At 30.2% G+C, this 410-nt stretch carries 1 protein-coding gene; it reads left to right on the forward strand.

Annotated elements, in window-relative coordinates; all coding sequences use genetic code 11:
* Nucleotides 1-410: protein rep (locus tag ACF91D_RS32180; RefSeq protein WP_392438767.1), on the forward strand; the 410-nt coding region annotated here is incomplete at both ends.

Consider the following 410-nt stretch of genomic DNA (forward strand, 5'->3'; position numbering starts at 1 on the left):
GTGATTGAAGAAGTGGTAAAAGAAAAGCCAAAAGCACGTTGGTTATTTCTCACACTATCAACACGAAATGCGATAGACGGAGATACTTTAGAAAAAAGTCTTAAGCATTTAACTGAATCATTTAGAAGATTATTTAAATATAAAAAAGTTAGTAAAAATTTAATTGGTTTTATGCGTTCGACAGAAGTTACAGTCAATAAAAATGATGGAAGTTATAATCAACATATGCACGTTTTGTTATGTGTTGAAAATGCGTATTTTAGAAAAAAAGAAAATTATATTACGCAGACAGAATGGGTCGATTTATGGCAAAAAGCATTACAAGTTAATTATCGACCAGTAGCAAATATTAAAGCGATCAAACCAAATCAAAAAGGCGATAAAGATATTCAAGCAGCAATCAAAGAGAC

It is taken from the genome of Staphylococcus sp. 231237_7MaSpsaltlick, from assembly GCF_043107035.1.